The sequence below is a fragment of the Streptomyces sp. NPDC060232 genome, from assembly GCF_042726555.1.
Classification (GTDB): Bacteria; Actinomycetota; Actinomycetes; order Streptomycetales; family Streptomycetaceae; genus Streptomyces.
In genome coordinates this window covers 299,435-324,132 of sequence record NZ_JBHXAG010000002.1, presented here as the reverse complement: position 1 = coordinate 324,132, position 24,698 = coordinate 299,435, and the positions used below count along the sequence as shown (strand labels likewise).

The 24,698-nt window shown below is 72.3% G+C and carries 22 protein-coding genes; 9 read left to right on the top strand and 13 right to left on the bottom strand.

The genetic code is table 11. The annotated features are described in order from the left end of the window. Positions 1 to 32 precede the first annotated feature (32 nt). A complete protein-coding gene (locus ACFWFZ_RS05225) occupies positions 33 to 620 on the bottom strand; it encodes a TetR/AcrR family transcriptional regulator (protein ID WP_387116873.1) in 588 nt (195 codons plus the stop codon). A gap of 21 nt (positions 621 to 641) precedes the next feature. Here ACFWFZ_RS05225 and ACFWFZ_RS05220 point away from each other — a divergent pair, with 21 nt between their 5' ends. Together ACFWFZ_RS05220 and ACFWFZ_RS05215 are read left to right on the top strand one after the other, a co-directional pair. Then, the gene (locus ACFWFZ_RS05220) at positions 642 to 782 is read left to right on the top strand and encodes a hypothetical protein (RefSeq protein WP_387116870.1); all 141 of its coding nucleotides are present in this window, start codon (positions 642 to 644) and stop codon (positions 780 to 782) included. A 301-nt stretch (positions 783 to 1,083) separates the two neighbouring features. After that, positions 1,084 to 1,314: a hypothetical protein gene (locus tag ACFWFZ_RS05215; RefSeq protein ID WP_387116867.1), complete on the top strand. Its 231-nt coding sequence runs from the start codon at positions 1,084 to 1,086 to the stop codon at positions 1,312 to 1,314. A gap of 100 nt (positions 1,315 to 1,414) precedes the next feature. Here the strand turns inward: ACFWFZ_RS05215 and serA are convergent, their stop codons facing one another. The 6 genes from serA to ACFWFZ_RS05185 all read right to left on the bottom strand — a co-directional run bounded on the left by serA (position 1,415) and on the right by ACFWFZ_RS05185 (position 11,244). Further along, a complete protein-coding gene (serA, locus tag ACFWFZ_RS05210; RefSeq protein WP_387116864.1) occupies positions 1,415 to 3,004 on the bottom strand; it encodes a phosphoglycerate dehydrogenase in 1,590 nt (529 codons plus the stop codon). Positions 3,005 to 3,313: 309 nt separating this feature from the next. Further along, positions 3,314 to 4,315, bottom strand: coding sequence for a ketol-acid reductoisomerase (gene ilvC / locus ACFWFZ_RS05205; protein WP_387116861.1), 1,002 nt, complete (start codon positions 4,313 to 4,315; stop codon positions 3,314 to 3,316). Positions 4,316 to 4,475: 160 nt separating this feature from the next. After that, positions 4,476 to 5,000 carry an acetolactate synthase small subunit gene (gene ilvN / locus ACFWFZ_RS05200; protein WP_069922074.1) on the bottom strand — a complete coding sequence of 175 codons (525 nt, stop codon included), beginning with the start codon at positions 4,998 to 5,000 and terminating at the stop codon, positions 4,476 to 4,478. A gap of 32 nt (positions 5,001 to 5,032) precedes the next feature. Next, positions 5,033 to 6,919, bottom strand: a complete 1,887-nt coding sequence (locus ACFWFZ_RS05195) for an acetolactate synthase large subunit (protein ID WP_387116859.1) — start codon at positions 6,917 to 6,919, stop codon at positions 5,033 to 5,035. Between the two features lie 204 nt (positions 6,920 to 7,123). Next, the gene (locus tag ACFWFZ_RS05190; protein ID WP_387116856.1) at positions 7,124 to 10,012 is read right to left on the bottom strand and encodes a putative bifunctional diguanylate cyclase/phosphodiesterase; all 2,889 of its coding nucleotides are present in this window, start codon (positions 10,010 to 10,012) and stop codon (positions 7,124 to 7,126) included. Between the two features lie 284 nt (positions 10,013 to 10,296). Then, on the bottom strand, positions 10,297 to 11,244 hold the full coding sequence (locus ACFWFZ_RS05185; RefSeq protein WP_387116853.1) for a 2-hydroxyacid dehydrogenase: 948 nt from the start codon (positions 11,242 to 11,244) through the stop codon (positions 10,297 to 10,299). A 72-nt stretch (positions 11,245 to 11,316) separates the two neighbouring features. Between ACFWFZ_RS05185 and ACFWFZ_RS05180 the strand changes: the two genes are divergently transcribed. The 3 genes from ACFWFZ_RS05180 to ACFWFZ_RS05170 all read left to right on the top strand — a co-directional run bounded on the left by ACFWFZ_RS05180 (position 11,317) and on the right by ACFWFZ_RS05170 (position 13,891). Next, entirely contained in the window at positions 11,317 to 12,324 is a 1,008-nt protein-coding gene (locus ACFWFZ_RS05180) for an aldo/keto reductase (protein ID WP_387116850.1), read from the top strand. Positions 12,325 to 12,435: 111 nt separating this feature from the next. Further along, on the top strand, positions 12,436 to 13,671 hold the full coding sequence (locus ACFWFZ_RS05175; RefSeq protein ID WP_387116847.1) for a PQQ-dependent sugar dehydrogenase: 1,236 nt from the start codon (positions 12,436 to 12,438) through the stop codon (positions 13,669 to 13,671). A gap of 40 nt (positions 13,672 to 13,711) precedes the next feature. Then, on the top strand, positions 13,712 to 13,891 hold the full coding sequence (locus tag ACFWFZ_RS05170) for a DUF6191 domain-containing protein (protein WP_387117331.1): 180 nt from the start codon (positions 13,712 to 13,714) through the stop codon (positions 13,889 to 13,891). A 720-nt stretch (positions 13,892 to 14,611) separates the two neighbouring features. Here the strand turns inward: ACFWFZ_RS05170 and ACFWFZ_RS05165 are convergent. The 4 genes from ACFWFZ_RS05165 to ACFWFZ_RS05150 all read right to left on the bottom strand — a co-directional run bounded on the left by ACFWFZ_RS05165 (position 14,612) and on the right by ACFWFZ_RS05150 (position 18,788). Next, entirely contained in the window at positions 14,612 to 15,199 is a 588-nt protein-coding gene (locus ACFWFZ_RS05165) for a hypothetical protein (RefSeq protein WP_387116844.1), read from the bottom strand. Positions 15,200 to 15,296: 97 nt separating this feature from the next. After that, a complete protein-coding gene (locus ACFWFZ_RS05160; RefSeq protein WP_387116840.1) occupies positions 15,297 to 15,851 on the bottom strand; it encodes a GNAT family N-acetyltransferase in 555 nt (184 codons plus the stop codon). A gap of 39 nt (positions 15,852 to 15,890) precedes the next feature. Then, entirely contained in the window at positions 15,891 to 18,140 is a 2,250-nt protein-coding gene (locus tag ACFWFZ_RS05155; RefSeq protein WP_387116837.1) for an MMPL family transporter, read from the bottom strand. 207 nt (positions 18,141 to 18,347) lie between these two features. Continuing rightward, a complete protein-coding gene (locus tag ACFWFZ_RS05150; protein ID WP_387116834.1) occupies positions 18,348 to 18,788 on the bottom strand; it encodes a signal peptidase I in 441 nt (146 codons plus the stop codon). 61 nt (positions 18,789 to 18,849) lie between these two features. On the opposite strand from ACFWFZ_RS05150, the gene ACFWFZ_RS05145 reads away from it, so the two are divergent. Together ACFWFZ_RS05145 and ACFWFZ_RS05140 are read left to right on the top strand one after the other, a co-directional pair. Next, positions 18,850 to 19,668: a GNAT family N-acetyltransferase gene (locus tag ACFWFZ_RS05145; RefSeq protein WP_387117328.1), complete on the top strand. Its 819-nt coding sequence runs from the start codon at positions 18,850 to 18,852 to the stop codon at positions 19,666 to 19,668. A 38-nt stretch (positions 19,669 to 19,706) separates the two neighbouring features. Next, positions 19,707 to 20,207, top strand: a complete 501-nt coding sequence (locus ACFWFZ_RS05140) for a DinB family protein (protein WP_387116832.1) — start codon at positions 19,707 to 19,709, stop codon at positions 20,205 to 20,207. A gap of 149 nt (positions 20,208 to 20,356) precedes the next feature. On the opposite strand, the gene ACFWFZ_RS05135 is transcribed toward ACFWFZ_RS05140, so the two are convergent. After that, complete coding sequence (locus tag ACFWFZ_RS05135; protein WP_387116829.1) at positions 20,357 to 21,091, bottom strand: siderophore-interacting protein; 735 nt, start codon at positions 21,089 to 21,091, stop codon at positions 20,357 to 20,359. A 48-nt stretch (positions 21,092 to 21,139) separates the two neighbouring features. Here ACFWFZ_RS05135 and ACFWFZ_RS05130 point away from each other — a divergent pair, with 48 nt between their 5' ends. Further along, positions 21,140 to 23,365: a penicillin acylase family protein gene (locus tag ACFWFZ_RS05130; protein ID WP_387116826.1), complete on the top strand. Its 2,226-nt coding sequence runs from the start codon at positions 21,140 to 21,142 to the stop codon at positions 23,363 to 23,365. Then, positions 23,362 to 23,997: a GNAT family N-acetyltransferase gene (locus ACFWFZ_RS05125; RefSeq protein ID WP_387116823.1), complete on the top strand. Its 636-nt coding sequence runs from the start codon at positions 23,362 to 23,364 to the stop codon at positions 23,995 to 23,997. Before ACFWFZ_RS05130 ends, ACFWFZ_RS05125 begins: the two co-directional genes overlap by 4 nt. Here ACFWFZ_RS05125 and ACFWFZ_RS05120 read toward each other — a convergent pair. After that, complete coding sequence (locus tag ACFWFZ_RS05120; RefSeq protein ID WP_387116820.1) at positions 23,960 to 24,637, bottom strand: alpha/beta fold hydrolase; 678 nt, start codon at positions 24,635 to 24,637, stop codon at positions 23,960 to 23,962. The genes ACFWFZ_RS05125 and ACFWFZ_RS05120 overlap by 38 nt on opposite strands. Positions 24,638 to 24,698: the final 61 nt, after the last annotated feature.

Below are 24,698 nucleotides of genomic sequence, written 5' to 3'. Positions count from 1 at the left end.
GGGGTGCACCCGGGCGGTGGCTCCGGTTCCGCTCAGCCCTCGGCACCCTTCGGGCGCATCATCGCCTCGGCGGCCCGGCGCATGCCCTCGGTGAGCTCCTCCGCCGTGGCAGCCGACTCCGGATCGAACACCCACTGGATCATCAGGCCGTTGAGCAGCGCCTGGTAGAAGGCGCCCAGCGTGCGCACTTCCCGCTCGTCGATCTGGTCCTCCGGCGTGCCGGTCAGCATCGAGACCAGGCCCCGGCGCCCCTCGGCCTGCGAGGCCGCGAGCACGGCGCGCAGGGACGGGAGCCGGTCGCCGCTCAGTGCGACCTCGATGCCGGCCGCCCAGGCCCGACCCGATTCCTCGTGCTGGGCGACGACGCCCTCCCAGACCTGGCGGAACCGCTCCAGCGAGCCGCCCTCCCCCGTCACTCCGGCCTGGAAGACGTCGCCCCACTCCTCCATCAACACGATGAAGGCCTGGGCGAGAAGGGCGTCCTTCGATCCGTAGTGATAGCCGATGGACGCCAGGTTCGTTCCCGAGGCGCTGACGATGTCGCGTGCAGTGGTGCGTACGAACCCCTTCTCGACCAGGCATTTCTTGGCGCCTTCGAGCAGATCTTCACGATGTCCCATGTCCACACCGTATTGCCGCTCATGGCTAACCCGCCGCCGGGCGACCGGATCGGCCGCCGCAAGCTGCTGCTGCTGCTGCTGATCGATGCCACAGCCTTCGCCCTCGGCTCGATGCTCAGCGGGGTGATGCTGAACCACTTCTCCTGGGGCTCCGTCTCCTGATCAACGTGCCCGCGATGCTGCTCCTGCTGGTCCTGGACCCCGTGCTGGTCCCTGGAAGCCGCCCTGTGGAGCCTCGCCCCCTCGCTGCTCATCGGCGCCGGGGTGCCGGCCTCGGGCGTCGTCACCGTGATGTCCCTGGTCTCCGACATGGCCCTGGGCGCGGCCCCCGCCGAGAAGGCCGGTTCCGCCGCCTCCCTGCTGGAGACCGGTACGGAGTTCGGCGGCGCCCTGGGCACCGCGGTCTACCGCAGCGACCTGGCGGACGCCGAGCCCGCCGCACGGGAGAACCCTCGGCGGCGCCGTGGCCACCGCCCACCGGATCGGCGGGGCGGCCGGCGAACAGGTCCTGGCCCTGGCCCGTGAGGCCTTCGTCCACGGGATGCAGTACGCGGCCTGGGCCGGTACGGCGCTGCTGCTCGGGGCGGCCGTGCTCGCCGCGGCTCTGCTGCGGGGCGTCGGCGCCTCCGCCCCGGCCGCGGCGGAGCCCGCCGGAGCCACCGGGGCGCGGGCGCACGAGGCGGCGCACAACTGACCGGTACGACACGACACGGCGCGGCACAGCGCGGTCGGCGGAACACGGAAGGGCCCGGGGTCTCCCCCGGGCCCTTCCCCATGTCACTGCGGTGGCGGCGTCAGGCGAGGCTGACGGTGCGCGCCGAGACGGCGCCGATCTCGGCGGCGATGTCCGCGAGGACACCCGCCGGCACCTCGGCGTCGACGGTGAGGACCGCGAGGGCCTCACCGTGCTCCTCCGCACGGGCGACCTGCATGCCCGCGATGTTCAGGCCGCCCTCGCCGAGGACGCGGCCGACGGTGCCGACCACGCCGGGGCGGTCGGTGTAGCGCAGCACGACCATGTAGTCGGCGAGCGTCAGGTCCACGTCGTACTCGCCGATGCCCACGATCTTCTGAAGGTGCTTCGGGCCCGCGAGCGTGCCGGAGACCGAGACCTCCTGACCGTCCGACAGGGTGCCGCGGACGGTCACCACGTTGCGGTGGTCCGGGGACTCCGAGCTGGTGGTCAGGCGCACCTCGACACCGCGCTCCTGCGCGAACAGCGGGGCGTTGACGTAGGAGACCGTCTCGTCGACGACATCCTCGAAGACACCCTTGAGCGCGGAGAGTTCGAGCACCTTGACGTCGTGCTGGGTGATCTCACCGCAGACCTCGACATCGAGGCGGACCGCGACCTCGCCCGCGAGGGCGGTGAAGATGCGGCCGAGCTTCTCGGCGAGCGGCAGGCCCGGACGGACGTCCTCGGCGATGACGCCGCCCTGGACGTTGACCGCGTCCGGTACGAGCTCACCGGCGAGGGCCAGGCGCACCGACCTGGCGACCGAGACACCGGCCTTCTCCTGGGCCTCGTCCGTGGACGCGCCGAGGTGCGGGGTGCAGACGACCTGGTCGAGCTCGAAGAGCGGGGAGTCCGTGCAGGGCTCCTTCGCGTACACGTCGAGGCCGGCGCCGGCGACGCGGCCCTCCTTGAGGGCCGAGTACAGGGCGGCCTCGTCGACGATGCCGCCGCGCGCCGCGTTGACGATGCGCACGGACGGCTTGACCTTGTGCAGGGCCTCGTCCCCGATGAGACCGAGGGTCTCGGGGGTCTTGGGCAGGTGCACCGTGATGAAGTCGGCGACCTCCAGGAGCTCGTCCAGCGTCAGCATCTTGACGCCCATCTGGGCGGCGCGCGCGGGCTGGACGTAGGGGTCGTACGCGACGATCTTCATGCCGAAGGCCGACATGCGCTGCGCGACGAGGACGCCGATGCGGCCGAGGCCGACGACACCGAGGGTCTTCTCGCTGAGCTCGACGCCCGTGTACTTGTTCCGCTTCCACTCGCCGTTCTTCAGGGCGGTGTTGGCCTGCGGGATGTTGCGGGCGGTGGCGACGAGCAGGCCGCAGGCGAGTTCGGCGGCGGTCACGATGTTGGAGGTCGGGGCGTTGACGACCATCACGCCGGCCTTGGTGGCGGCGGAGACGTCGACGTTGTCCAGACCGACGCCGGCGCGGGCGACGACCTTCAGCTTCCTCGCCGCGGCGATGGCCTCGGCGTCGACCTTGGTGGCGGAGCGGACCAGGACCGCGTCGACGTCGACGATCGCGGGGAGCAGCTCGGCGCGTTCGGCGCCGTTGCAGTGGCGGATCTCGAAGTCCGGGCCGAGCGCCTCGACGGTGGCGGGCGACAGCTCTTCGGCGATGAGTACGACAGGTTTCGAGCTCACGTGGGTCATCCTCACAAGTCCAGTGCGGACGGCCGTCCCGACGGCCGCAGGCGGTGGAGGGGCTAGCCGCGTGGAAGACGCACGACACTGTGGGCCTGACGCGTATGTGTTGAGCAGTGTAGTGGCGCGGGCGGACCGGTTTTCCGCCTGTCCGGAAGGATCACTCTTCCGTGGTTGGCCGGGGTGGACAAGCCGGGGCCCCGAGGGCCCCGTTCCCGGCGCTCCGGCCACCGGTGCGGCATGTGCCGTACCGCCCGGTGATGTGCGGTGGGACCGGGACTCATCCGTCCCGGCCCCACCGCCGCGAGATCAGCCCTCGTCGGTGTCGACCCAGCTCATCAGCTTGCGCAGCTTCTTGCCGGTGGTCTCCAGCAGGTGCTCCGAGTCGGCCTTCTTGTACTCGTTGTACTTGGGCAGACCGGCCTTGTACTCGGCCATCCACTCCTCGGCGAACTTGCCGCTCTGGATCTCCTCCAGGACCTTCTTCATCTCGGCCTTGGTGGCGTCGGTGATGACGCGCGGGCCGGTGATGTAGTCGCCCCACTCGGCGGTCTCGGAGACCGACCAGCGCATCTTCTCCAGGCCGCCCTCGTACATGAGGTCGACGATGAGCTTCAGCTCGTGCAGGCACTCGAAGTAGGCGATCTCCGGCTGGTAGCCCGCCTCGGTCAGGGTCTCGAAACCGGCCTTGACCAGTGCGGACGCGCCACCGCAGAGGACGGCCTGCTCACCGAACAGGTCGGTCTCGGTCTCCTCGGTGAAGGTGGTCTTGATGACGCCGGCGCGGGTGCCGCCGATGCCGGCCGCGTAGGAGAGCGCCAGGTCGAAGGCCTTGCCGGTGGCGTCCTGCTCGACGGCGGCGATGCACGGGACGCCGCGGCCCTCCTCGTACTGGCGGCGGACCAGGTGGCCGGGGCCCTTCGGGGCGACCAGGGCGACGTCCACGTTGGCGGGGGGCTTGATGAAGCCGTAGCGGACGTTGAAGCCGTGGCCGAAGAAGAGCGCGTCGCCCTCCTTGAGGTGGTCCTTGATGGACTCCTCGTAGATCTCGGCCTGCAGCGGGTCCGGGGTGAGGATCATGATGACGTTCGCCCACTCGGCGGCCTCGGCCACGGGGACGACCTTCAGGCCCTGCTCCTCGGCCTTGGCCTTGGACTTCGAGCCCTCCTTCAGGCCGACGACGACGTCGACGCCGGAGTCACGGAGCGACAGCGCGTGGGCGTGGCCCTGGCTGCCGTAACCGATGACCGCGACCTTGCGGCCCTGGATGATGGACAGGTCGGCGTCGTTCTCGTAGAACAGCTCGGCCACTGGGATATCTCCTTGGTGCGCTGGTGTTGCTCCCACCGTACGGCGGGGAACGGAATCTGAGTTTGTCGGTCTCGCTATGCGGGCCGAGCGTGTCTGCCGCGGCTGGGGCCGGGCCCGGGGCCGGGCGGCCGCTGTGCTGCGGCCGCCCGGGCCGGCCGGGTCAGGCGCTGCGGTCGAGCGCGCGCAGGCTGCGGTCCGTGATGGACCGTCCGCCACGCCCTATGGCGATCGTGCCGGACTGCACGAGCTCCTTGATGCCGAAGGGCTCCAGCATCTTGAGCATCGCGCCGAGCTTGTCGGTGCCGCCGGTCGCCTCGATGGTGACGGCCTCCGGGGAGACGTCGACGGTCTTGGCGCGGAACAGCTGGACGATCTCGACGATCTGCGAGCGGGTCTCGTTGTCGGCGCGGACCTTCACCAGGACGAGTTCGCGCTCGATGGCGTTGTGCGGCTCCAGCTCGACGATCTTGAGCACGTTGACCAGCTTGTTCAGCTGCTTGGTCACCTGCTCCAGCGGGAGGTCCTCGACGTTGACCACGATGGTGATGCGGGAGATGTCGGGGTGCTCGGTGACGCCGACCGCGAGGGAGTCGATGTTGAACCCGCGGCGGGAGAACAGGGCGGCGATCCGGGCGAGGATGCCGGGCGTGTTCTCGACCAGGACGGAGAGCGTGTGCTTGGACATGTGAGGCGTTCTCTCTCTCAGGCTCTCTCGGCTCAGTCGTCTTCGTTGTCGCCGAAATCGGGACGGACGCCCCGGGCTGCCATGACCTCGTCGTTGGAGGTGCCGGCGGCGACCATCGGCCACACCATGGCGTCCTCGTGGACGATGAAGTCGATGACGACGGTGCGGTCGTTGATCGCGTTGGCCTCGGCGATGACCTTGTCCAGGTCGGCCGGGTCCTCGCAGCGCAGCGCCACGCAGCCCATGGCCTCCGACAGCTTGACGAAGTCCGGGACACGCGTGCCCTTGCGGGGCGCGGTGGACTCGCCGAGCTGGGAGCCGACCGTGTCGTGCCCGGTGTCGTCGGCGTGCAGGACGGTGTTGGAGTACCGCTGGTTGTAGAACAGCGTCTGCCACTGGCGCACCATGCCCAGGGCGCCGTTGTTGATGATCGCGACCTTGATCGGGATGTTGTTCAGGGCGCAGGTGACCAGTTCCTGATTGGTCATCTGGAAGCAGCCGTCGCCGTCGATCGCCCAGACCGTGCGCTCGGGCATGCCGACCTTGGCGCCCATCGCGGCGGGGACCGCGTAGCCCATGGTCCCGGCGCCGCCGGAGTTCAGCCAGGTGCGGGGCTCCTCGTACTTGACGAAGTGCGAGGCCCACATCTGGTGCTGGCCGACACCGGCCGCGAAGACCGTGCCCTTCGGCGCGAGCGCGCCGATCCGCTCGATGACCTGCTGCGGCGAGAGGCTGCCGTCCGCGGGCAGGTCGTAGCCCAGCGGGTACGTCTCGCGCCAGCGGTTGAGGTCGTTCCACCAGGCGGTGTAGTCGCCGGCGTTGCCTTCGGTGTGCTCGGCCTGGACGGCCTGGATCAGGTCGGCGATGACCTCGCGGGCGTCACCGACGATCGGGACGTCGACGGCGCGGTTCTTGCCGATCTCGGCCGGGTCGATGTCCGCATGGATGATCTTGGCGAAGGGGGCGAAACTGTCCAGCTTGCCGGTGACGCGGTCGTCGAAGCGGGTGCCGAGCGCGATCAGCAGGTCCGACTTCTGCAGCGCGGTGACGCCGGTGACACTGCCGTGCATGCCGGGCATGCCGACGTGCAGGGGGTGGCTGTCGGGGAAGGAGCCCAGCGCCATCAGGGTGGTGCAGACCGGGAGGCCGGTCAGCTCCGCCAGGACCTTCAGCTCGGCGGTGGCGCCGGACTTCATGACGCCGCCGCCGACGTACAGCACGGGGCGCTTGGCCTGGCAGATGAGCTTGGCGGCCTCGCGGATCTGCTTGGCGTGCGGCTTGGTGACCGGCCGGTAGCCGGGGAGGTCCTGGGACGGCGGCCACGAGAAGGTGGTCTTCGCCTGCAGGGCGTCCTTGGCGATGTCGACGAGGACCGGGCCGGGACGGCCGGTGGCGGCGATGTGGAACGCCTCGGCGATCGTCTTCGGGATGTCCTCGGCCTTGGTGACCAGGAAGTTGTGCTTGGTGATCGGCATGGTGATGCCGACGATGTCCGCCTCCTGGAAGGCGTCGGTGCCGATCGCCTTGGAGGAGACCTGGCCGGTGATCGCGACGAGCGGGACGGAGTCCATGTGCGCGTCGGCGATGGGGGTGACCAGGTTGGTGGCGCCCGGGCCGGACGTGGCCATACAGACGCCGACCTTGCCGGTGGCCTGGGCGTAGCCGGTGGCCGCGTGGCCGGCCCCCTGCTCGTGGCGGACCAGGATGTGACGGACCTTCTTCGAGTCCATCATCGGGTCGTACGCGGGGAGGATGGCGCCTCCCGGAATCCCGAAGACGGTGTCGCACCCCACCTCTTCGAGAGAGCGGATGAGGGACTGCGCACCCGTGACGTGCTCAACTGCGGCGGACTGCTGTCCGCCGGAACGGGGCCGCGGCTGCGGATGGTGGGCCCCGGTGGCCTGCTCGGTCATCGGCATTCTCTTCTCGAAGCTGAGGGTTTTACGCGGATTCGACTCTGTGCCAGTGCAACAAAAAACCCCTCGTGCCAGAAGGCAAGCGAGGGGAGCGCGTCGGGTGTGTTGAGCGGGGACATGCAGGTCCCAGCCTCAGCCGACGCGCTTTCCAAGTACGAGAATTCGGGTGCGCATGGCACTGACCCTCCCTCTGGCGGGAGGGTGATGTCAAGTAGGTGGGACGGGCGTCTCATTATGTGAGCCTCTGCGGATGACCATCGAGCCCCCGGAGGAGCCGCCCGCCAGTGCGGGCTGGGCCGCTCCGCCCGGTACTGGGAACGTACCGCGCACCAGCGCACGGCGCAGCCTGTACTCGTCGAGGGGGCCGGAAAAGGCCACCCCCTGGCCGTGCGTGCACCCCATCGCGCGCAGCGCGGCCACCTGCTCGGGCAGGTCCACCCCGTCGGCCACGGACCGCATGCCGAGGTCGTTTGCGATCCGCAAGAGCCCGGCCGTGATCTTGTGCAGGCGGGCGGACTCGACCACTCCCTCCACCAGGCCCCGGTCCAGCTTGAGCATGTCCACGGGCAGGCGGCGCAGGGCGCTGATGGCGGCGTAGCCGCTGCCGAAGCCGTCCAGGGAGATTCCCACTCCGAGCCGGTGCAGGGCCGCCAGGCGGCGCTCCAGGTCGTCGAAGGGGACTCTGGGGTCGGACACCGCGAGCTCCAGCACCAGGGCCCCGGAGGGCAGGCCGTGCCGGGTCAGCAGGGCTTCCACAGTGCCGAGCGGCATGGCGCTGTCCAGGAGCCGCTGGGCGGTCATCCGCACGGCCACGGGCACGTCGTGCCCGGCCCGATGCCGGTCGGCGGCCTGCTCCACGGCCTCCTCCAGCAGCCAGCGGCCCAGCTCGGCGGTGCGCGAGGCGTCGGGACAGGCGCCGGAGCCGCCGCCCGCCGCGCCCTCGCTGTACTCGGCCACCCGGAGGAAATCCGCCGGTGTGAAGAGGATCCCCTGGGCCGAGCGCCACCGCGCCTGGGCGGCGACGGCCGCGATCTCGCCGGTGGCCAGCGAGACCACGGGCTGGTGCAGCAGGGCGAACTCGCCCTCGTGCAGTGCGGTGCGCAGCCGGCCCGCCAGCTCGGCCTTGCGGACCACCTCGGCCTGCATCTGCGGGACGTACGTCTCGACGCGGTCCTTGCCGCCCGCCTTGGCCCGGTACATCGCCAGGTCGGCGTTGCGCATCAGGTCCGAGGGGTTGATTCCGGGGTCGGCGAAGGCCACGCCGATGCTGGCGGCGACCCGTACCTCGCTGCCGCCGATCCGGTACGGCTGGGAGAGCCTGGTGCGCAGCCGGTCGGCGATCTCGCGGACCTGGTACTCGCGGGCGCTGCGGTCGCGGCTGCCGTCGCCCAGGATCAGCGCGGCGAACTCGTCGCCGCCGAGCCGGGCGGCGGTGTCCCCGGCCCGGACGGAGTCCTGGAGCCTGCGGGCGGCCTCGATGAGCAGTTCGTCGCCGGCCTGGTGGCCGATGGTGTCGTTGACCGCCTTGAAGCCGTCGAGGTCGATGAAGAGCACGGCGGTGCTGTGGTCGCCCGAGCGGCGCCCCGTCAGGGCCTGGCTCACGCGCCGGGTGAACAGCGCCCGGTTGGGCAGGTCGGTCAGCGGGTCGTGTTCGGCACTGTGCTGGAGCTGGGCCTGGAGCCGGACGCGCTCGGTGACGTCCCGGCTGTTGAGGATGAGTCCGCCCTGGTGGCGGTTGACGGTGGACTCCACGTTCAGCCACTCGCCGCCGCCCGACTTGAAGCGGCATTCGATGCGGGTGGTGGGCTCCTCGGCGGGGGGTGCGGCGAGGAAGCGGCGTACCTCGTGGACCACCCTGCCGAGGTCGTCGGGGTGGATCAGGGTGGCCAGCTCGGTGCCGACCAGTTCCTCCGCCTCGCGGCCGTACACCCCGGCGGCGGCCGGGCTCACGTAGCGCAGGGTCCCGGTAGGTGCGGCGATCATGATGACGTCGCTGGAGCCCTGGACGAGGGAGCGGAAGTGGTTCTCCTTCTGGGCCAGTTCCTGGGTCAGGGCGATGTTGTCGAGGAGCATGATGCCCTGCCGGATGACGAGGGCGAGCACGACGGTGCAGCCGGTGAAGACGACCATCCGGTCCACCTTCCGGCCGTCCACGACGTTGTAGAGGATGCCGAGGGTGCACACGGCGGCGGCCAGGTACGGCGTGAGGGCGGTCAGGGATCCGGTGATCGGCCGGCTGTGCGGCCGGTCCCTGCGGGGATGCCCGGGCGGCACCGGGCCCTGGTGGAGGCGCCGGGCGCCCCAGGGGGCGTACGCGAGCAGCAGCGAGCCGGCGAACCAGCCGGCGTCGAGCAGTTGCCCGGACTGGTACTCGGCACTCAGCAGCGGCGAGGTGAACAGGGCGTCGCTGAGGACGGTCAGCGCCAGCGCCGCGATGGCGGTGTTGACGGCGGAGCGGTTGGTCTCGCTCCGCCGGAAGTGCAGCACGAGGACCATCGAGACGAGCGCGATGTCCAGCAGGGGGTAGGCGAGGGAGAGCGCGGCGCGCGGGACGCTGCCGGGGGCGCCGGACTGGGCGGTCCGCGCCGCCTGGGCCAGGGCCAGGCTCCAGGACAGGGTCAGCAGGGAGCCGCCGATGAGCCAGGAGTCGAGTCCCAGGCACACCCAGCCGGCGCGGGTGACCGGGCGTTTGGCGAGGACGAGGAGGCCCACGATGGCGGGCGGCGCGAAGCAGAGGAAGGCGAAGTCGGCGAGCGAGGGCTTCGGCACGGCTTCGCCGAGGACAACCTCGTACCAGCCCCAGACGGCGTTGCCGCAGGCACCCATGAGGGAGGAGAAGGCGAAGAGCAGCCAGGCGGGGCGTTCGCGGCTGTCGATCGTGCGGGCGTAGGTGTAGCAGGAGACGGCGGCGAGCAGTCCGGCGGCGCTGAGCCCGAAGTCGCCCATGACCTCGGCGACTTCCTCGGACCCCCAGTTGAGGGCGGCGCCGACGGCGTACCCCCCGCTGACGACCGCGAGGATCACCTGCATCGCCAGGCCCCTGCCTCCGCCCGAGACGGACGGGCGGTCCAGGAGCGCCGCCCCCGGGGTGCTCACCGGTCCCCCTCGCCGGCTGGTTCCGGCGCGGCCCAGTCTCGGCAGCGTCGCCTGCGGCGGCTGTGCCGCGTCGGATCCTTCGTCCATTGGCCGTGCATCGCCCGTCGCCCCCCAAAGTGTCCGATCACTCCCCAGCGCCAGACGTTCCTGGCGCAGCCCCTTCTTCCGGACGATACACCACTTTCGTCACTCAGGGACATACTTGCTCTACGCTCCGTCACCGAGCGGGGAGTTGCCGCAACCGCTCGCACTCGGATGATTGCGGAGCGTACAGGGGGCGTGGGCTAGTCGGTGATCAGCACCGTGTGCTCCACGGGCTCTCCGGCGGCGAAGCGGGTGAGCTGGCGGGCCACCAGGCGCTTGGCGCGGGGCTCGAACGCAGAGCTGCTGCCGCCGACGTGAGGCGTGATCAGGACGTTCGGGGCGTGCCAGAGCGGGTGGCCGGCGGGCAGCGGTTCCGGGTCGGTGACGTCGAGCGCCGCGCGCAGCCGGCCCGACTCCACCTCCGCCAGCAGGGACTCGGTGTCGACGACGGGGCCGCGCGAGACGTTCACGAGCAGGGCGCCGTCCTTCATCCGGCCGAGGAACCCGGCGCCGGCCAGACCCCGGGTGGCGTCGGTCAGGGGCGTCACGAGGATGACCACGTCGGCCTGCGGCAGGAGCCGGGGCAGGTCGGCGACGGCGTGCACCGGCCCCCGTGCGGTGGTCCGCGCCGAACGCGCGACGCGTTCGATCCGCTCGCATTCGAAGGGCGCCAGTCGGTCCTCGACGGCCGAGCCGATGGATCCGTAGCCGATGATCAGAACTGACTTGTCGGCGAGGGCGTCGTAGAAGCCGGAGCGCCAGTCCTCGCGGTCCTGTCCGCGGACCATGCCGGGGATGCCGCGCAGGGAGGCGAGGGTCAGGGCGAGGGCCAGTTCGGCGGTGCTGGCCGTGTGGACCCCCGCGGCGTTGCACAGGCGTACGCCCGGACGCAGGTCTCCGAGGCGGCCCAGCACGTCGTCGATGCCGGCGGTCAGGGTCTGGACGACCCGGACGGCGGGCATCGCGGCGAGCGGGCGCACGGTGACCCCGGCGGACTTCATGTAGGGAGCCACGTAGAAGACGCAGTCGGCCGGGTCGGCCGGGAAGGCGTCCTCGCCGTCCCACCGGCGGTAACGGAAGGCGTCGGGGAGGCCGGCGACCTCTGCGGCGGGGAAGGGGAGCCAGACGTCCCGTGGCGTAGCAGTCATGATCACGAGGCTATGCCAAGCCGTCTTGATCAAGCCGTTAGTTTGGTGGCCGGAGCGGAGGGGGACGCAGGGGTGGAGCGCAGGTCGATCGGGGCGGGGGCACTGAGCGTGGGCGCCGTCGGCCTCGGCTGTATGCCGATGAGCTGGGCGTACACGCCTTCGCGGCGGCGGGGGCACGAGTCGCTGGCCGCCGTGCACGCCGCGCTGGACCTGGGGTCGAACCTGCTGGACACGGCCGATGTGTACGGGCCTTTCACCAACGAGCTGCTGCTGGGGCGGGTGCTGCGGGAGCGGCGGTCCGACGCGTTCGTGTCGGCCAAGGTCGGACTGCGGGCGGGCGACCAGCACGTGGTGGCCGACGGCCGGCCCGGCTACCTGCGGCGGGCGTGCGACGCCTCGCTGCGGCGGCTGCGCACCGATGTCATAGACCTCTACCAGCTGCACCGGGTGGACCCCGAGGTTCCGGTGGAGGAGACCTGGGGGGCCATGGCGGAGCTGGTGGGCGCGGGCAAGGTGCGGGCGCTCGGCTTCTGCGCGCTGGGGGCCGGGGCCGGCCCGGGTGCGGGTCGGCGCGGTGACGGCGGGTACCGGACGACGCTGCGGCACCTGGAGCGGCTGCAGCAGGTCTTCCCGGTGAGCGCGGTGCAGGCGGAGCTGTCGGTGTGGTCGCCGCAGGCGGCGTGGCAGCTGCTGCCGTGGTGCGCCGCGCGCGGGGTGGGATTCCTGGCGGCGATGCCGCTGGGCAGCGGGTTCCTGACCGGGACGCTCACGCCGGGCGAGGGCTTCGAGCCGCAGGACGTCCGGGCCCGGCACCCGAGGTTCACGGCGGAGGCGATGGCCTCGAACCAGGTGCTGGTGGCGGGGCTGCGGCGGGTGGCGCGGCGGCACGGGCCCGAGGTCACGGTCGCGCAGGTGGCCCTGGCCTGGGTGCTGGCCCAGGGGCCGCAGGTGGTGCCGGTGCCCGGGGCGGACCGGGCGCACTGGGCGGTGGAGAACGCCGGGGCGGCGCGGCTGCGGCTCACGGCCGGGGACCTGGCCGAGATCGCGGAGCTCCCGGTCGACGTGGGAGCGTGGGACTGACCGCCGCCCACAACCACTCGATCGGGTGTACGAGTGGTGGAACTTCGGGAACCGCCCCGGCTGTTGAGACGGGTGGAGGGCAGGATCGGAGGACCGGAAGGGAGCAGGGCGATGCGATACGGAAGTTCTCCCGGGCAGGTGGGGTGCGAGGGTCCGGGCGGGCGGCGCCGGAGCGTGCTGGCGGCTGTCGCGCTGGCCGGGTGCGGTGCGCTGCTGGTGGTGGGCTGCTCCCCGGAGGGCGGCCCGGACACCGGCCGGGGTGGTTCCCCACCGGGCGCGACGGCGGGGGCGCCCGGGTCACCGGGCCCCTCGGAAAGCGGGGCTGCTTCGCCACCGGCGTCGGGGCCTCCCGCGAAGGGGGCGGTGACGGTCACCGGCGAGGCCGCCAAGGACCTGGAGTCGCCCTGGGGCGTGGCCCCGCTGCCCGGAGGTGACCTGCTGGTCGCATCCCGCGACAAGGGGACGATCAGCCGGGTCGCGGCGGGGTCGGCTGCGGTGACGCAGATCGGCGAGGTTCCGGGGGTGGATCCGGGCGGTGAGGGCGGGCTGCTGGGCCTCGCACTGTCGCCGGACTTCGCCTCGGACCGGCTGGTGTACGTCTACTTCACGACCGCGTCGGACAACCGGATCGCACGGCTTCGCTATGACGAGCACAGACCCGCCGGGCAGCAACTGGGGGCGCCGGACACCGTGTTCCGGGGCATTCCCAAGGGCCTGATCCACAACGGCGGGCGGATCGCCTTCGGTCCGGACAAGATGCTGTATGCGGGGACGGGCGAGACGGGTGTCACCGGGCTCGCGCAGGACAGGAAGTCGCTCGGCGGCAAGATCCTGCGGATGACTCCGGACGGGGATCCGGTGCACGGCAATCCGGAGGCCGATTCCGTCGTCTACTCCTACGGGCACCGCAATGTGCAGGGCCTCGCCTGGGACAAGGACAAACGCCTGTGGGCGGCCGAGTTCGGCCAGAACACCTGGGACGAGCTGAATCTGATCGAGCCCGGCGCGAACTACGGCTGGCCCGAGGCCGAGGGGAAGGCGGGCAAGCCGGGACTGCGGGATCCGGTGGCCGTGTGGCGGACCGACGAGGCCTCGCCGAGCGGGATCGCCTGGGCGGAGGGGTCGGTGTGGATGGCCGGGCTGAAGGGGCAGCGGCTGTGGCGGATCCCCTTGGCCGGGACGGAGCCGGCGGCCGAGCCCGAGGCCTTCCTGGAGGACAAGTACGGCCGGCTGCGGACGGTGATCGCTCTCGGGGGTGACCGGCTGCTGCTGGTCACGAGCGAGACGGACGGGCGCGGGTCGCCGGAAGCGGGCGACGACAGGATCCTGACACTGACGGTGCGATGACCGGCATGCCCCCGACGGGGGCGGAGGGTGCGTGGACACGGTGTTCAACATGATCGAGGAGCTGTTCAACCCGGGACGCAAGCACACGAACGACGAGAAGAAGCGGTTGGAGCTGTCCCGGACCGACGTGGGTGACAACGATCCGGGACGGGGTCCGATAGACCTCGACTCCGGCCGGGTGCTCATACGCCTGGACGAGGAGCCCGCGGACGAGCGCTGACCGGAGGCCACCGGGCGGGCCGGGCGGGGTGAAGAGCCGCAGCCGGTGGGCGAGGGCGGCCGCCTCCCCGCGGCCGGCGACGCCCGGCTCGGCCAGGATGTTCGGGGCCCGGGCGAGCAGGTACGGGCGCTCCAGCGAGCGGCGGGACACCTCCACGGCGGTCCGGGCGGCGACGGTGTCCCGGGCCTCGGCCCCCAGCAGTTCGGCCCGCAGGAATGCGGCGTGCGCGCTCCACACCGGCGCCGGGGTGGCGAGGGTGCGGGCGGCGGCGCGCAGAACACCCAGGGCGGCGGGCGCGGCCGGCTTCGGCGGCGGGGAGCCCGCGGGCGTCCGCCTCGGCGGAGGCGGACGCGAGCAGCAGCGGCCAGGCGTTGCGGTGCTGCCCGAGCAGGAGCGCAGTTCACGGCGGTGGCCGTCTCGGTGCGGACGTCGGCGATGCGGCCCTCCCCCGCGGCGATCCCGATCGCCAGGTGGTGCAGCGGGATCCGGTGCTGGGGCTGGGTCGCACCTCGTTCGCTGTGGTCCGAGGTTCGCGTCCCAGCGGGTACCGGCACATCGGTCGCATGCCGCATCTGCCGGGTGCGGGGGGCCTTATTGCCCCGCGGCGTCGCGACGCCCGGCACGCACCGAACGCCGCTCCTTGCTCCACGGGGCAACTCGATACAGACCCTAGTCCGGGGTGGTGTGCCCGCGAGGGGCCGCAGGTGTCTAAGGCACCGCTCAGGACGCTGCCTTCGGGATGGCCAGGAGGAGGTCGAAGTACATGAGGACGAAGAGCAGTACGCCGAGGGCGCCCAAGCCGATGCCCGCCCAGGAGACGGACCGCACCCAGGTGGGGAGGGTGCGCTCGGGGGTGCTGAAGGCGGGGAGGGCCAGTACGAAGGTGGCGATGATCAGGGCGAGGGCGGAGAAGACGCCGTTCACCATGGCGGTGGTGTGCCACGGGTCGACGAACTGGGCGGCGATCTGCGCGTTGGCGTCGGAGGCCTGGCTCAGTTCCAGACGGGCGGCGATGCTCGCGCGCTCGGACACGATGCCGGCGACCCAGCTCCCGCTGAGGGCGACGACGGCAAGACCGGCGGAGACGATCGCGAAGGCCGCGGAGCCGACGTGGCTCGGCTGCTCCTCGCCGCCCAGGTCCTCGGCGAAGGCGTCGGCGTCGAAGTCCGCGTCCGTCGCGGCGTCGAGGTCGGAGGTCTCGGCCTTGGTCTCGGCCGCGGTGTCCTGGGGGGTCTCGGTCTTCTTGAGGTCGACCGGGGTGGTGTCCGCCTCGGCGGCGTTCGGGGCGGGGGTCTTGGTGGTGTCCATGCGGGGCACCGTAGGGGCCGCGTCTGAGAGTTCTCTGAGGAACCGGTGGTCGCGGCCGTCTCGGGCCCCGGGGTGGGCGGGGCCCGGACGGCAGGCCTCAGGAGGTGCGGGCGGCGGCCCACTCGTGGGCGAGGATCGACCAGACCTCGGTGTCCTGGCGGACGCCGCGGTGGAGGTAGTTCTCCCGCATGACGCCCTCGCGGGTCATGCCGAGGCGTTCGGCGACGGCGAGGCTCTTGCTGTTGCCGGTGGCGGCGTGCCACTCGACGCGGTGCATGCCGCGCTCGCAGAAGGCGTAGTCGATCAGGACGCGGCAGGCCTTGGTCACCAGGCCGCGGCCGGCCGCGGCGGGCTCCAGCCAGCAGCCGATCTCGCAGTTCCCGCCGTCGGCGTCGAAGTTGGGGAAGAGGACGCCGCCCACGAGGGTGCCGTCGAGGCGGATACCGAAGAAGCGGGCGCCGTCCTCACCGGCCTTCACGGCGTACTTGGCGAGGAAGGCCCGGGCGGAGCCGACGTCCGGGGACCGGTCCGGAAAGCCGACGTACTGGCCGATGAACTCGCGTCCGCGTTCGATGTGCGCGAAGAACTCCTCGGCGTGCCGGGCTTCCAGCGGAAACAGCTGGGCGCCTTCGGCGAGGTCTATCGAGAACATGCGGCTTCTTCCTTGGGTCTCGTGCGGCGGTCGGTCGGATCACCGGGAGGCTGTGGCGGGCTCGGCGTCGTCCTCGCTCGTGGTGGGGACCGCGCCGGACCGCTGTGCCGGAAGTTTCGCATGCGGGCGGCGTTCGGGCGGCTCGATGCTGATCCTGGGGAGCCGCCGGTCGAGCCAGGCGGGAAGCCACCAGTTGGCGCCACCGAGCATGTGCATCAGGGCCGGGACGAGAAGGGTGCGCAGCACGAAGGCGTCGAGGGCCACGGCCGCGGCGAGCGCGATGCCGAACATCGCGATGATCCGGTCGCCGCTGAGAACGAAGGCGAGGAAGACGGAGATCATGATGACGGCGGCGGAGTTGATGACCCGGCTGGTCTCGGCGAGGCCGACGCGCACGGCCCGCCGGTTGTCGCCGGTCTCCAGCCACTCCTCGTACATCCGGCTGACGAGGAAGACCTGGTAGTCCATCGACAGCCCGAAGAGCACGGACACCATGATCACAGGCAGGAAGGGTTCGATCGGGCCGGCGCTGCCCAGGCCCAGCCGTTCGCTGCCCCAGCCCCACTGGAAGATCGCGACCACGACGCCGAAGGAGGAGGCGACGGCGGCGACGTTCATGGCCGCCGCCTTCAGCGGGATGCCGATGGACCGGAAGGCCAGCAGCAGGAGCACGCAGCCGAGGGCGACGACCACGGCGACGAAGAGCGGCAGCTTCCCGATGATGACGTCGGCGAAGTCGTCGTAGGCGGCCGTCACGCCACCGACGTGGACCTGCATGGAGTTGCCCTGCCCGGCGCGCGGGATGACGTCCTGGCGGAGCGTGTCGACGAGGTCGCTCGTGGCCCGGGACTGCGGGGCGGAATCCGGTACGACGGTCAGGACGGCCGTGTCGCCGCTGTGGTTGAGGACGGCGGGGCCGGTGGAGGCGACGCCCGGCGTCGTACGGAGCGCCTGCGCCAGCTGGTCCACGGCGAGCCGGTCCCCGGCGCCGTCCAGGCGGGCGACGACGGCGAGCGGGCCGTTCGCGCCGGGCCCGAAGCCCTCCGCGAGGAGGTCGTAGGCCTGCCGGGTGGTGGAGGTGGAGGGGTTGTTGCCCTGGTCGGAGGTGCCCAGGTGGAGCGAGAGTGTGGGCAGGGCCAGTACCACCATGACGGTGGTGGCGACGGCGCCGAGCAGCTTGGGGTGGCGCTCCACGAAGGCGGACCAGCGGGCGGCGAAGCCGGAGGTCCACTCGGGCTGCGGGCCCTCGGCGGCGAGCCTGCGGCGCTCGCGGCCGGAGAGGGCGCGCAGGCCGATGTAGGAGAGGAGGGCGGGCAGCAGGGTCACGGAGGCGGCGACGGTCAGGACGACGGTCACGCAGGCGGCTATCGCGACGCCGTTGAGGAAGTTCAGCCGCAGCACCAGCATGCCGAGCAGGGCGATGCAGACGGTGGCGCCGGCGAACACGACGGCCCGGCCGGTGGTGGCGACCGCCCCGGCGGCGGCCTCCTCCACCGGGAGGCCCCGCGCGAGGTTCTTGCGGTGCCGGGTGACGATGAACAGCGCGTAGTCGATGCCGACGCCGAGGCCGATGAGGGTGCCGAGCATGGGGGCGAAGTCGGCGACCGGCATCGCGTGGCCGAGCAGGGTGATGCCGAAATAGGCGGTGCCCACGCTGACGAGGGCGGTCGCGATGGGCAGCAGGCTCGCGGCGAGGGAGCCGAAGGCGAGGAAGAGGACGAGGGCGGCGACGGCCACGCCTATGACCTCGGCGAGGTGCGCGGTGGGTGCCTCGGTGAGCTGGATGGCGCGGCCGCCCAGCTCGACCTGGAGTCCGCCGGCCTCGGTGGCGGGGTTCTTCGCGGCGTCGACGACCGCCCTCGCCTGGGCCTTGGGCACGGAGTCGGCCGGCTGGTCGAAGGTCACCACGGCGTAGGCGGTGCGTCCGTCGGGGCTGATGCGTGCGGCGCTCTCGGGGCCGGGGCCGTAGGGGCCGGCGACCGATCCGACGCCGGGCAGTGCGGCGACGGTGTCGAGCGCCCGGGTCATGCGCTGCTCGATGTCCGGGGTGCGCGCGCTCTGGTGGTCCGGGGCCCGCCACACGATGGTGTCGGTGTCGCCGCCCTGGCCGTGAAAGCCTTCGCGCAGGAGGTCGTTGGCCTTGCCGGATTCGGTGCCGGGGACCTCGTAGTCGTTGGAGAACGCCGCTCCGGCGGTCACTGCGGCAGCAGCGGTCCCGCCGAAGGCGAGCAGCCAGATCAGGACGGCGAGGAGGCGGTGGCGCATGCACCACCGCGCGAAGACTGCCAACGGACGTGCTCCCTGGTGGTTCGGATCTTTACCGGGAGACAGCCCGTCGCAAAGAACGCGTGAACTCGTGAAGGCCCGGCCGAGGCCCGGGGGATCGCCCCGCGGTTCGGCCCAGATTGGTCTGCAACCTCCACGATCCCAGCGTTTCGTGATCGTTGGCCCTTTTCGTGTGCATCATCACAGCAGGACCGGGAGGTGTTGGGGAACTCAGGTCCCGGCGGGGCTCCGGACGGCGGCTCCCGCGGAGGAGGAGGCAAGGGCACCGGCACGGTCTTCGGGCTCGTCCACCCGGTAGCCGGGGATCGAGGGCCAGCGGACGGTGAGGACGACCGCGTCCTCCTCCGCGTACCAGGAGTGGTCGACGCCGCGGCCCCAGAGCACGTAGTCCCCCTGCTCGGCGAGGACGACGGTCCGCCCCGGGAACTCCAGCCGGAAGCGTCCGCTGATCAGGACCAGCAGCGCGGTGCGCTTCTCGGCGGTGGCCCAGCGCTCCCGGGCGTCGCCCTTCGGGTGGACACCCCATTTGATCTCCACGTCCTCGCTGTGACGGGGATCGGCCGGGTCCTTGAAGTGGCCGAGGAGCCAGCCGCGGTCGGCGGCGGCGTCGGGGGCGGCCTTGCCGGTGTAGATGGTGAGGTCGTCGTTCACGGGGGTGAGGCTAATGCAGTTGTGCGGGCCGCCCCCACACTGGTGAGCTGGCCCGATGACGATGGATCTCGGTGAGCTGCTGAAGGTGCGCGCCCGGTACGACGGCGAAGTCCGCGAGGGTGCGCAACCGGACGGCGCGGACGCGCTCGTGGAGCGGGCGGGCCGGGTCGTCCGGCAGAGTGCGCCCGGTCTCGGGTGGAACGGCGTCCTCTGGTCGGACCTCGACGAGGAGACGGCGGACGCGCAGATCGCGGCGCAGGTGGCGTTCTTCGCGGAGCACGGCTGCCCGGACTTCGAGTGGAAGCTGTACCGGCACGACCTGCCGGCGGACCTCGGGGACCGGCTGCGGGCGGCGGGCTTCGTACCGGAGCCGCCGGAGACACTGATGGTCGGGCGGGTGGCCGACCTCGCGCAGCTTCCGGTGGAGCCGCCGGAGGGCATCGCGCTGCGCGTGGTGACGGACGAGGCCGGCGTCGACCTGATGATGCGGGTCCACGCCGGGGCCTTCGGTACGGAGCGGCCCCGTATCCGGGAGGCGCTGCTGAGCCGGCTGCGCGACGAGCCGGAGACCATCGCCGCGGTCGTCGCGATGGCGGGCGACGTCCCGGTGAGCGCGGCCCGGATGGAGATGCGGCCGGGCACGGCCTTCGCGGGCCTGTGGGGCGGCGGCACGCTCCCGCAGTGGCGCGGCCGGGGCATCTACCGCTCGCTGGTCGCACACCGGGCCCGCATCGCGGCGGAACTCGGTATCCCCTACCTCCAGGTGGACGCCTCCGAGGACAGCCGTCCGATCCTGGAGCGACTGGGCTTCGGGGTGCTGGGGGTGACGGTGCCGTACATCTGGACGCGGCCGGAGAAGCCGGCGCCGGCCCGGCCATAGGGGTTACGGCCGCGGAGGCGACGCGGCATGATCACCGCATGGAACGCATCAGCCCGCCCCTCACCGGCGATGAGCGCGAGACGCTACGGACCTACCTCGACTACCACCGCGCCACCCTCGCCTGGAAGTGCGAGGGCCTCGACGACGAGCAGTTGCGTCGCCCTTCGGTGCCGCCGTCCACCCTGTCCCTGTTGGGGCTGGTCCGGCACATGGGCGAGGTCGAGCGGCACTGGTTCCGGCGCGTCCTGGGCGGGGAGGAGCTCCCGCACCTGTGGTCGGACACCCATGACTTCCAGGCCGCCTACGACGCCTCCGGGTCCACCCGCGCCGAGGCCTTCACCGCCTGGCAGGAGGAGGTCGCGCACGCCCGCCGCATCGAGGCCGCGGCCGAGTCCCTGGAGGTGACGGCGTACGTGCCGAGCTGGCAGGAGGAGGCCTCGCTGCGCCTGGTCATGCTGCACCTCATCCACGAGTACGCCCGGCACAACGGCCACGCCGACCTCCTCCGAGAGGCGATCGACGGCGCCACCGGCGCCTAGGGTCTGTATCGAGTTGCCCCGCGGCGTCGCGACGCCCGGCACGCACCCTCGGCGCACGAGCCGAACGCCGCTCCCTTGCTCCACGGGGCAACTCGATACAGACCCTAGCGCTGCGGCCGGGGCCGGGCCGGGCCCAGGTCTGGCCGAGGCTAGATGTCCGCCCGCCAGTAGCCCAGGCCGTTCACCCGCTGCTTCGGCAGGCCGAGGTCCTTGCGCAGGTAGGCCGTCAGGCCGCGCGTCGTGGCGGTGTCGCACGCCAGCCAGACGTACGCCGATGCCGGGTCGCCGAGCAGCTCCGGCAGCTCGGCCCGGACCCGGTCGGCCAGAGCCGTGCCGTCCCGCTGCACCCGGCGGATGTCGTGCCGGTCCGCGTCCAGGCGTACGGGCAGCTCCGCGTCCGAGGCGTGCTGGGTCTCGAACCAGACGGTGGCGGGTGTGGCGGGGAAGGCGTCCAGCAGCGAGTTGACCGCCGGGAGGGACGCGGGGTCGCCGATGACCAGCAGGCGTTCCGGGGCCGGCGCCGGGGCGCTGAAGCCGGTGCCCTGGACGGTGGCCTCGATGGTGTCGCCCGGCTGGGCGCCGCGCGCCCAGGCGCTGGCGACGCCGTCGTGCAGCGCGAACTCGAAGCAGAAGGTGCCGTTCTCCGGATCCGGGTCGACCAGCGTGTACGCCCGCTGGTGCGGCCGGCCGGCGTTCTGGAACCAGACCCGCACCCACATCGTCGGGTGCAGCGATGCGCCGGCCGCGGCCAGCAGCCCGCCGTCGGTGAAGTACACCCGGCGGTAGTGCTCCGTGACGTCTTCCGCCCCCGTCACCGTGAACGTGAAGTCCTTGCCCCGCAGGAGCTTGAGGACCACGCCTTCCCAACCCTTCACGACCGCCATGTTCGAACCCTCCCCTGACACCACTACACTTAGGGCAGCCTAACCTAAATGCACATCGGGGAAGAGATCAGCGTGAGCAGTGTGAGCAGCGGAAGCGACCCGGAGTCGAACACGGGCGCCCGGGGCGGGCCCCACGGGCAGATCCCGGAATCCTACGACGTCTTCCGCGACCCCTGGGGCATCCCCCACCTGCGCGCTTCGGACGAACTCGGGCTCGCCCACGCCCAGGGCCGGGTCACGGCCTTCGACCGAGCCTGGCAGCTGGAGGTGGAACGGCACCGTGCCGAGGGCTCCAGCGCCTCCTTCCTCGGCCCGGACTCCGTCGTCTGGGACCGTTTCGCCCGCCAGAGCCGCCTCGCCGACACCGCCCGCCTCTGCTACGAGGCCATGGAGGCGGACGACCCCGCGACCGCCGCCTGGGTACGCGCCTACGTCGACGGCGTCAACGCGGGCCTGGCCGCCGGCGCCGCCCGCGACGAGCGTTTCGCCCGCACCGCTCTGGCGCCCTCCCCCTGGGAGCCGTGGGTGCCGCTGGCGATCTGGATCGCGACGCACATCCTGTTCGCCGGCTTCCCGACCAAACTGTGGCGCGAGCGCGTGGCCCGCGCCCTCGGCGACGAGACGCTCACCCTCTTCGCCACCGACGGCCCCCGCATCGCCGGCAGCAACGGCTGGATGGTCCCGGGCGACCGCACCACCACCGGTGCGGCGATCATCGCGGGCGACCCGCACCGGTTCATCGAGGACCCGGGCGTCTACCAGCAGATCCGCCTGTCCTGCCCGGACTACGACGTCCTGGGTCTCGCCGTCCCCGGCGTGCCCGGCCTCGCCCACTTCGGGCACACCGGCTCCGCCGCCTGGGCCATCACCAACGCGATGTCCGACTACCAGGACCTGTACGTCGAGCGACTGCGCCGGGTCGAGGGCGAGGGCGGGGGAGAGGGCGAGGGCGGGGGCACCGTCGTCGAGGCGCTCGGCCCGGACGGTGTCTGGGAGCGCGTCGCACGCCACACGGAGACCATCACCGTGGCGGGCGGCGACGATGTCGAGGTGGAGGTCCTGGAGACTCCCCGCGGCCCGGTGATCGTGCACGCGGACGGCGACCCCGGCGCGGAATCCGGCGCCGGCGGCGGCACGCAGACCCTCTCCCTGCGCTACCCGCCCCGCGTCCGGCGCGACCTCGGCTTCGCCGCCCTGCCCGCCCTGCTGCGCGCCCGTACCGTCGCCGACATCGACCGCGCCCTCGACGGCTGGGCCGAGCCGGTCAACGTCGTCCACGCCGCCGACACCGAGGGCGGTCTGCTGCACCGCGTCGCGGGCGCCGTACCGCTGCGCCACCCCGCCAACCGGCTGCGCCCCGTACCCGCGTGGGACCCCGAGCACGCCTGGCAGGGCTGGGCACCGACCCCCGCCGAGCCGGTGCAGGGCTTCGCCGTGATGGCGAACGCGCGCGGCATCGCCTCCCCGCTCGGCGTGGAGTTCGCGCCCCCGCACCGCGCCGACCGCATCCGCGAGCTGCTCAGCGGCTCCGGGGACTGGTCCCCGAAGGCGATGGCCGACGTACACCGGGACACCTACCTGGCCTCGGCCGAGCCGCTGCTCGCCCTGCTGCCCGGCTTCGAGGACCTGACGCCGGCGGCGCGGGAGCTGCGCACCCGGCTGCTGGCCTGGGACCGGCGGATGGAGGCCGAGAGCACCGACGCCACCGCCTTCGCGGCCTTGCGGACCGCGACCGTACGGCGCCTCGCCGCCGACCCCGTCTTCGCGGACCTGGCGGGGGCGCCGGCCGGACCGGCGGTGTTCCACCCGTGGCTGTACCTGGTTCCCAAGATCGGTTACGCGCTCGAAGGCCTGCTCACCACGTCCCTCGTACCGGAGCTGGACCGCGCCGCGCATGTCCGCGCCGCCCTGGAGGAGACCGCCGCGGCGGACTCCGCCGACACCGGCACCCCGTGGGCGGAGGTCCACCGCCTGACCCCCTGGCAGGCGGTTCCCGACCCGGACGCCCCCGAGTGGCCCGGCCTCGGCGGCGACCACGACTGCGTGAACGCCACCTCCTCCGTGCCCGGTTTCACCGACCTCACCGCCCGCGCGTCGGCCGCGCGCTACGTCTGGGACCTGGCCCGCCGCGAGGACAGCCTCTGGGCGGTCCCGCTGGGCGCGGACGGCGTCACGGGAACCCCCCACCACCGCGACCAGCTCCCGCTGTGGGCACGCTGCGAACTCGTCCCCGTCGTCACCGACTGGGCCCGGCTCACCAAGGAATCGATATGACCTCCGCCATGTCCCCCTCCGCCGCGTCCCCCTCCCCCAGGCAGCCCGTCCACAGCCACCTCGTCGACGGTTTCGGCACCGTCACCGTCACCCCGGTCGACCCGGCCGCCGACGCCGGACTGATCCACGGCTGGGTCACCCAGGAGCGGGCCCGCTTCTGGGGCATGGGCGAGGCCGGTCTGGAACTGGTCCGGGAGATCTACGAGGACGTCGACCGCCGCACCACCCACCACGCCTTCATCGTGGCCCTGGAGGGCGCCCCGGTCGCGCTGTTCCAGACGTACGAGTGCGAGGCGGACCGGGTCAGCGAGTGCTACGACGTCCAGCCCGGCGATGTCGGCCTGCACCTGCTCATCGCCCCCGGCGAGGGCGCGCCCAGGACCGGCTTCAGCGCGGCGCTGATGACAGCCTTCCTCTCCTTCGTGTTCTCCGACCCGGCCGCCCGGCGCCTGGTCGCCGAGCCGGACGCCCGCAACGCCAAGGCCATCGCACGGCTGGAGCGCACCGGGTTCGTGCTCGGCCCGGAGGTCGTGCTCCCCGAGGTCGACCTGCCGGAGGTCTACCTCCCGGCGAAGCCGGCCCGCCTCGCCTTCCTCAGCGCTCCGGCGTCGTCGCCCGCAGGAAGCCGCTGACCAGCGCCGCCCATTCGGCCGGACGCTCGGCGAACGGAAGGTGCCCGGTGGGCAGTTCCGCCAGCCGGGCGCCCGGCAGCGCGTCCGCCAGCTCCCGCTGGAGCGGGAGCGGCACCAGGTGGTCCTCGGTGGTCGCGATGACGAGGGACGGTACGTCGAGCGTCGCGATCTCGGCCCGCAGGTCCGCGCCTTCGAGCAGCGCGACGTGGTCCGCGGCGCCGGGCGGCATGGACGCGGCGGTCTCCCGCACCAGTTGGTCCACCTGGGCGGGGGTGAGGTCCTCCAGGACCGCCGGGTTCACCGCGAGGGGCACCAGCAGCGAGGCCATCGCCTCCCGCTCGTCGCGCTCGGCGAGCCGCCTCCACAGCCCGCCGACCAGCTCAAGCCGGTTGTCGGCCCGGGCGAAGGCGGCGGTGAGCACGAGTGCGGTGACCCGCTCCGGGTGCCGGGAGGCGATCCGGACGGCGACGTTCCCGCCGAGCGGGTAGCCGAGTACGGCGAACCTCTCCAGCCCCTCCGCGTCGGCGGCGGCCACCAGCTGGTCGGCCAGCTCGTCCAGCCGGAGCGGCTCGTCGGCGCGGGGAGTGCCCCCGGTTCCGGGATAGTCGACGCCGACCACGCTGAAGCGGGCGGCCAACACGTCCAGGACCGTGCCGAAGTTGGTCTCGACGGAGCCCCCCGCCCCGTGGGCGAGCAGCAGC